Genomic DNA, 7,335 nt, shown 5'->3' with positions numbered 1-7,335 from the left:
CGCGTAGACCACGGCCCGAGGCCGTGCGGCCAGGACCGCCGCGACGTCGTCGGTGGCCGTGATGCCGGTGTCGCGGTCGAGCCCGGACAACCGCCCCGCGTCGCGGCCGACCTTGTCGGGATGGTGGACGATGACGCCGGCCAGGCGCAGCGCCGGATGGGCCTCGACGGCGCGGATGGCCAGACGGCCGACGTTGCCGGTGCCCCAGACAACCGTGGGAATCATGCGCGGAGGGTAGCGGCGCGGCCCGGAGGTTCCCAGAGCCGTGCGCGGACGGCCGCGCGGGGTCCTACTGGTTCTGCCCGCCGAGCAGGAAGAGGAGGTAGACGAAGAAGGCGAAGAGGTGGCCGACGAAGAGGTACGCGATCAGCCGGATCAGCAGGCCGCGCGGGAACTTGAACTGCTGGCGCATGGGTCGGGGGGCTCCTTGGCTCTGGCTCTGGCTTTGCATGGGCTTTGGTCAGGGGTGGTTGGTCGCGCCGCCGCCCAGGCACATCCCGGCGAGGCTGCTCTGCAGCAGGGTGTGGACGAAGAGCAGCTCGGCGCCGCCGGCGGTGGCGGCCGCGATGCGGTGCGGGGTCAGTGAGTCGAAGTGAGCGCTGTCGCCCGGGTCCAGCAGGTACTCGGCCTCGCCCAGGTGCAGCCGCAGCCGGCCCCCGAGGACGTACAGCCACTCCTCGCCGGGGTGGACGCGGACCAGCTCGCCCTGGCTGCGGCCGTGCGGGACGTGCACGCGCAGCGCCTGCATGCCGCGGCCGGAGCCGCCGGCCCGCCAGTACGTCCACCCGTCGGCCTCGCGGGCGCCCGGACCGCCCGCGCGTACGATGGGGTCGGGCACGGCCGCGGTCTCGCCGAGCAGTTCCGAGACCGTCGTACCGTACGTGCGGGCGAGGCCCAGCAGCAGCGGCAGCGAGGGCCGGCGGCGGCCCGTCTCCAGGCGGGACAGGTGGGCGGGCGAGAGCCGCGCCCGCGCGGCGGCGGCCTCCAGGGTCAGCCCGGAGCGGCGGCGCAGTTCGCGCAGCTGCGGGGCTACCGCGGGGAGCTCGTCGGCTTCCGGGTCGGCGGGACCAGGTGTCATGTGCCGATTGAGCCAGAAACTTACCCCTGCGGCAATTCCTCTTGCCTCTGAGGTAAAAGTGCCTGGTGGCGGCCGTCAGGCGTCCTCCGAAACCGGGCTGCCTCCCGGGGTGCCGAGCACGGTCTCCACCGTGTCGGCCTCGTCGGCGCTCTTGTCGGGCCGGTGCCGCAGGACGCGGGCGAAGCGGAGCGCGACGCCGGCCGGGTAGCGCGGGGAGCGCTGGAGGCCGTCGTAGGCGATCTCGACGACCAGCTCGGGCCGCACCCGCACGGTGTGCCCGTCGTCCGCCACGGCCAGCTCGCGCAGCCGGTCGGTCTGCCAGCGCAGCATCTCGTCGGTGAGCCCCTTGAACGTCTTGCCGAGCATGGCGTACCCGCCCTCGTCGGCCCGCGCGCCGAGGTGCAGGTTCGACAGCAGGCCGGTGCGGCGGCCGTGGCCCCATTCCGCGGCGAGGACGACGAGGTCCAGGGTGTGGACGGGTTTCACCTTCAGCCAGTTGCGGCCGCGGCGCCCGGCCGCGTACGCCGAGTCCAGGGCCTTCGCCATGACCCCCTCGTGGCCACGGCGCAGCGTCTGCGACCAGAACTCCTCGGCCGCGCCCGCCTGCGCCTGCGGATCCTCGACGGCGAGCCGGCGGACCCGGAACCGCTCGGGGACGAGCTCGGCGAGCACCGCGTACCGCTCGCGGACCGGCAGGTCGAGGAGGACGTCGCCGCCGGCGGCCAGCACGTCGAAGAAGTACGGGACGACGGGAAGGGCGCGGCGGGCGGTCTCCACGTCCAGCCGCGACCCGACCCGGCTCGCCACCTCCTGGAAGGGCACGGGGCGGCCGTCCGCGCCCAGCCCGATCACCTCGCCGTCGAGGATGAACCGGTCCCCCGCGAACCGGCGGGCCGCCTCGACCACCTCCGGCAGCCGGCCGGTGATCTCGTCCAGGGAGCGCGTGTACACCTGGACGGCCTCGCCGTCCCGGTGCACCTGGACGCGGATCCCGTCCAGCTTCTCCTCCACGGCGCACGGCCCGAGCGCGGAGAGGGCCTCCGCGACCGATCCCGCGGTAGCGGCGAGCATGGGCTGTACGGGCCGCCCGACCTGCAGTGCGACCTCGCGCAGCGCCGCCGCGCCCGCGGTCAGGACCGCCGCCCCCACCCGGGGCAGCGAGCCGTCGAGCATCACGGCCCGGCGCAGCTCGGCGGCCGGGACGCCGGCGGCCGCGGCCACCCCGTCAAGGGCGACCGCGTCCAGGGCGCCCTGGCGGACCTCCCCGGAGAGCAGGCTGCGCAGGAACCGCTGCTCCGGCTCGGTGGCGGCGGCGAGCAGGCGCGCCACGATCCGCTGCCGGGCGTCGCGGGAGCCGGGGCCCGAGAGCAGGGCGAGCTCGGTGATCGCGGCGTCGACCTCGGCGACGCCGAGGGAGGGGTGGTCGGCCGGCTCGACGTGCCGGCCGAGGGTGCTCCACCCGAGGCCCGGCCGCCCCTGCGGGAGGCGCCCGGCGAGGTAGGAGATGACGAGGGCCGCCTCCTCCGGCGGCGCGGCGGCGAACAGCTCCGCGAGCAGGGCGGTCTTCCGGGACCGGGCGGAGGCCCCGGCGACCTCGCGGGACACGCGGGCGACGTCGGCGAGCAGCATGCGGCCATCCTGCCGCCGCCGAGCCCAGGCCGCAGCCCGGCCGGGGCGGCCCCGGCTGGCGGTGCGCGGCCCGGGCCCGCGGCAACCCGGGCGGGGCCCCTCCCTCGGCGCGGCCCCGGCGCAACCAGGGGCGGGCAACCGCGCACGGCCCGAGGGCGGACAAGGCCTCCGCGACGGATCCCGCCGTCGCGGCGAGCCTCGACTGTACGGGCCGCCCAACCTGCACTGCGACCTCGCGCAGCGCCGCCGCCCGCGGTCAGGACCGCCGCCCCCACCCGGGGCAGCGAGCCGTCGAGCATCACGGCCCGGCGCAGCTCGGCGCTCCTGCGGGCGCGGTGCGGGCCCCGACCGTGCGGCGCCGGCGCCCGCCCGGGCCGGGAGGGCCACCCGGCGCGCCGCGGGCACGGCTCCCGTGCGCGACCCGCGGAACAGGCAAAGCCTGTACGGCACCGGCCACCGCTCCGAAGGCAGCGGCGCCGCCCGACGCGCAAGCCGGGTGGGCCGGCTGCTGCCGGCGGCCCGCGAGGCCGTCGGCCGTACGGCACCGGCGGCTGCACCGGGGGCCGACAGCGCAGCCCCGGTCAGCCGACCCCGGCTCCCGCAGGCGGACCGTGAGGCCTGCCGGGGACATACGGCACCAGGTACCGCTCCGCGGCCCGCCGCAGCTCAGGGCGGGCCGCCCCCGGCCCCGGCGGGCGGGACGCGGGGCCGGGCCACCGCCGTACGGCACCGGCCGCCGCCCGGCGGGCCTGCCGGGCGGGCGGCGTGCGGGGCGGCCGCGGGCGTGCCGGGGCGGCGGCGTACCGCGGTTGCGGTATGCCGGCGGGGCCGGTGTAGTCCTCAAGGAGGCCGCCGGGTCCGACCGGGGGCGGCTCGGCGGGGTCCGCCGCTGCGTCTAGGGTTCCGGTATGACGCTCCGACTGCCGAAGCTCCCGCTGCCCCGGCGCCGCCGCGGCCGCCTGCTGGCGGGCGCGGCCGCGCTGGCCGTCGTCGCCGGGGCGGGCACCTGGTCCGCCGCCGCGCCCCGCGGGGAACGGGCCGTGCACCGCGAGGACAGGGTGCTGGAGATGCCCGGCGCCGCGATCGACACCTCGTTCTTCACGGCGGGCGGTGCGGGCCGGCGCCCCGCCGTGCTGCTCGGGCACGGATTCGGCGGCAGCAAGGACGACGCACGGGCGCAGGCCGAGCGGCTCGCCCGCGACGGGTACGCCGTACTCACCTGGTCGGCCCGCGGCTTCGGCCGCTCCGGCGGGCACATCGGGCTCAACGACCCCGCGTACGAGGTGAAGGACGTCTCCCGCCTGCTGGACTGGCTGGCGGCGCGCCCGGAGGTGCAGCTCGACGGCTCCGGCGACCCGCGCGTCGGCATAGCCGGGGCCTCGTACGGCGGGGCCGTCTCGCTGCTCGCCGCCGGCCACGACCGGCGCGTCGACGCGATCGCCCCGCAGATCACGTACTGGAACCTCGCGGACGCCCTCTTCCCGCAGGGCGTCTTCAAGAAGCTGTGGGCGGGCCTGTTCTTCACCACCGGCTCGGCCGGCGGCGTCCGGCCGGCCGGACCGGCCGAGGCGGCGCCGGACGCGGGCGGCGGCACGGCCCCCGGGGGCGCTGCCCCGGGCGGGCCCGCGGCGGCCGGGCCGGGCGCCGAAGCGGCGGACGGCACCGGGAGGCCGCCCGGCGCCGGCGCGTGCGGCCGGTTCCGGCCCGAGCTGTGCGCCATGTACGAGCGCGTCGCCGCGGCCGGGGCGCCCGACGCCGAAGCCCGGGCCCTGCTGGAGGCACGCAGCCCGTCCGCGGTCGCGGACCGCATCCGGGTGCCGGCCCTCATCGTGCAGGGCCAGGCGGACTCGCTCTTCCCCCTCGACCAGGCCGACGCCACGGCCCGCGCGATCACCGCGAACGGTGCTCCCGTCGCCGTGGACTGGGCCGCCGGCGGCCACGACGGCGGCGAGCGCGAGACCCGGCGCATCGAGGACCGGGTCGCCGCCTGGTTCGACCGCCACCTCAAGGGCGACGAGTCGGCCGCGACCGGCCCGGTCTTCCGGGTCTCCCGCTCCGGCGGCATGGACTCCACCGACGGCGCCGTCCGCCTGCGCGGCGCGAGCGGCGACGCCTACCCGGGCCTCACCGCGGGGCGCCGGGAGTTCGCGCTCGCAGGCCGGCCCGCGGAGCAGGTGTTCGCCAACCCGGCAGGCGGCACCCCCGCCGCGCTGTCGTCCGTCCCGGGCGTCGGCGGGCAGCTCGCCGCCTTCGGGACCGGCCTTGCGATGGACTTCCCCGGGCAGCACGCCCGGTTCGAGTCGGAGCCGCTGCCGCAGGACGTGCGGATCACCGGGACGCCGACCGTGTCGCTGCGCGTGCGGTCGACGGCCCCCGACGGATCGGCCGTCCTGTTCGGCAAGGTGTACGACGTCGGCCCCGACGGCCGGCAGCAGGTGCTGCCGCAGCAGCTGGTCGCCCCGCTGCGGGTGGCGGACGCGCAGCAGGGCCGGACCGTCGAGCTGCGGCTGCCCGCCGTGGACCACGCCGTGCGGGCCGGGCACCGGCTGCGCCTCGTCGTGTCGGCCACCGACCTCGGCTACGCCTCCCCGGCGGCCCCCGCCTCGTACGCCGTCTCCGTGCAGGGGCCGCTGGCCGTGCCCGTCGCCGACGGGGTGCGCGCGGCCGCGGCCGGGCTGCCCGCCTGGACGTGGGGGATGCCGCTCGGCGCGGCGCTCCTGGCCGCCCTGCTGCTGGGAGTCCGGCGCCGGCCCCGGCATGCGGGGGCCCCGGGCCCCGCCGGGCCGGATCCGGCACTGGCCCGCGTACCGCTCGCGATCACCGGCCTGACGAAGCGGTACGCCGGGTCCCGTGACCGGTACGCGGTGCGGGACCTGTCGTTCCGGGTGGATCAGGGCCAGGTCCTCGGCCTGCTCGGGCCGAACGGCGCGGGCAAGACCACGACGCTGCGGATGCTGATGGGCCTCATCTCGCCCGACGCCGGGGAGATCCGCGTCTTCGGGCACCCGGTGCGGGCCGGGGCGCCGGTCCTGTCGCGGGTGGGCGCCTTCGTCGAGGGGGCCGGCTTCCTGCCGCACCTGTCCGGGCGGGCGAACCTCGAACTGTACTGGCAGGCCACCGGCCGCCCGGCCGCCGACGCGCACATGGCGGAGGCCCTGGAGATCGCCGGGCTCGGCGACGCACTGGAGCGCGCCGTGCGCACGTACTCGCAGGGCATGCGGCAGCGGCTCGCCATCGCCCAGGCGATGCTCGGGCTGCCGGACCTGCTGATCCTCGACGAGCCGACCAACGGCCTGGACCCGCCGCAGATCCGGGAGATGCGGGAGGTCATGGTCCGCTACGCGGCGGGCGGCAGGACGGTGATCGTCTCCAGCCACCTCCTGTCCGAGGTGGAGCAGACCTGCACCCACCTGGTCGTCATGGACCGCGGCCGCCTCGTGCAGGCGGGCGAGGTCGCCGAGATCACCGGCGGCGGGGACACCCTGCTGGTCCGTGTCGACGGGCCGGTGGACGAGGTGACCGTCGCGAAGGTGGCGGCCCTGGAAGGCGTGGAGTCGGCGGCGCCCTGCGACGACGGGCTCCTCGTCCGGCTCGGCGGCGGCACGGCCGCAGAGCTGGTCGCCGAACTGGTGCGGCTGGAAGTGCCGGTGAGCGCGGTGGGGCCGCACCGGCGGCTGGAGGACGCGTTCCTGACCCTGATCGGAGGTACGGCGTGAGCGCCATGGCGGAAGTCGCCGCGGGATACCGGCCCGGCCGGACGCTGCCGCTGCGCGTGGAGGCGCTGCGGCAGTGGCGCCGGCGGCGGACGCTGGTGATGGGCGCGGTGCTGGCCGCACTGCCGTTCGTGATGATGATCGCGTTCGCGGTGGGCGGCGACCGGGACGGCGGCCGCGGCGACACCCGGATCACCCTGATCGACACGGCGACGGCGTCCGGCGCGAACTTCGCCGCCACCTGCCTGTTCGTGTCGGCCGGGTTCCTGCTGGTGGTGCCGGTGGCGCTGTTCTGCGGCGACACGGTCGCCTCGGAGGCGTCCTGGTCCTCGCTGCGCTACCTGCTGGCGGCGCCGGTGCCGCGGGCGCGCCTGCTGTGGAGCAAGCTGGTCGTGGCGCTCGGCTTCAGCCTGGCGGCGATCGTGCTCCTGCCGGCGGTGGCGCTGGTTGCGGGCACGGCCGCGTACGGCTGGGGGCCGCTGCAACTCCCGGCGGGCGGCGCCCTGCCCGCCGGGGACACGCTGCCGCGGCTGGCGCTGGCGGTGGCGTACGTGTTCGTCTCCCAGCTGGTCACCGCCGGGCTCGCGTTCTGGCTGTCCACGCGGACGGACGCCCCGCTGGGCGCCGTCGGCGGCGCGGTCGGGCTCACCATCGCGGGCAACGTGCTGGACGCGGTGACCGCGCTCGGGTCCTGGCGGGACTTCCTGCCCGCGCACTGGCAGTTCGCCTGGGCGGACGCCCTCCAGCCGCACCTGGAGTGGGGCGGCATGGCGAAGGGCTCGGCGGTGTCCGTCTCGTACGCCCTCGTCCTCGCGGCCCTCGCCTTCAGGGGCTTCGCCCGCAAGGACATCGTCTCCTGAACCGCCCCGCCGAGGGCGGGGCAGGCCGGATGGGCGGGGCTGGCTAGACTCCCCG

General features: G+C 77.5%; 5 protein-coding genes and 1 pseudogene. 2 read left to right on the top strand and 4 right to left on the bottom strand.

Annotated features, from left to right (window positions below; all coding sequences use genetic code 11):
- The 4 genes and pseudogenes from IE170_RS32365 to IE170_RS02010 form a co-directional block, all read right to left on the bottom strand.
- A pseudogene (locus IE170_RS32365) lies at positions 1 to 225 on the bottom strand (dihydrodipicolinate reductase); the annotation flags it as partial.
- Between the two features lie 64 nt (positions 226 to 289).
- Complete coding sequence (locus IE170_RS02020; RefSeq protein ID WP_114055537.1) at positions 290 to 412, bottom strand: DUF6126 family protein; 123 nt, start codon at positions 410 to 412, stop codon at positions 290 to 292.
- 48 nt (positions 413 to 460) lie between these two features.
- A complete protein-coding gene (locus IE170_RS02015; protein WP_189807524.1) occupies positions 461 to 1,078 on the bottom strand; it encodes a helix-turn-helix domain-containing protein in 618 nt (205 codons plus the stop codon).
- Between the two features lie 75 nt (positions 1,079 to 1,153).
- Positions 1,154 to 2,707 (bottom strand): ATP-dependent DNA ligase, encoded by a 1,554-nt coding sequence (locus IE170_RS02010; protein ID WP_189807523.1) that lies wholly within the window; start codon positions 2,705 to 2,707, stop codon positions 1,154 to 1,156.
- Positions 2,708 to 3,615: 908 nt separating this feature from the next.
- Between IE170_RS02010 and IE170_RS02005 the strand changes: the two genes are divergently transcribed.
- Both IE170_RS02005 and IE170_RS02000 read left to right on the top strand, forming a co-directional pair.
- The gene (locus tag IE170_RS02005) at positions 3,616 to 6,423 is read left to right on the top strand and encodes an alpha/beta fold hydrolase (protein WP_189807522.1); all 2,808 of its coding nucleotides are present in this window, start codon (positions 3,616 to 3,618) and stop codon (positions 6,421 to 6,423) included.
- Positions 6,424 to 6,428: 5 nt separating this feature from the next.
- Positions 6,429 to 7,280, top strand: coding sequence for an ABC transporter permease (locus tag IE170_RS02000; protein WP_189807613.1), 852 nt, complete (start codon positions 6,429 to 6,431; stop codon positions 7,278 to 7,280).
- Positions 7,281 to 7,335 lie beyond the last annotated feature (55 nt).

It is taken from the genome of Streptomyces toxytricini (assembly GCF_014649915.1).
GTDB classification, from domain to species: Bacteria; Actinomycetota; Actinomycetes; order Streptomycetales; family Streptomycetaceae; genus Streptomyces; species Streptomyces toxytricini.
The sequence above is the reverse complement of the archived record's forward strand: the minus strand, read 5'-3'. Positions and strand labels throughout refer to the sequence as shown.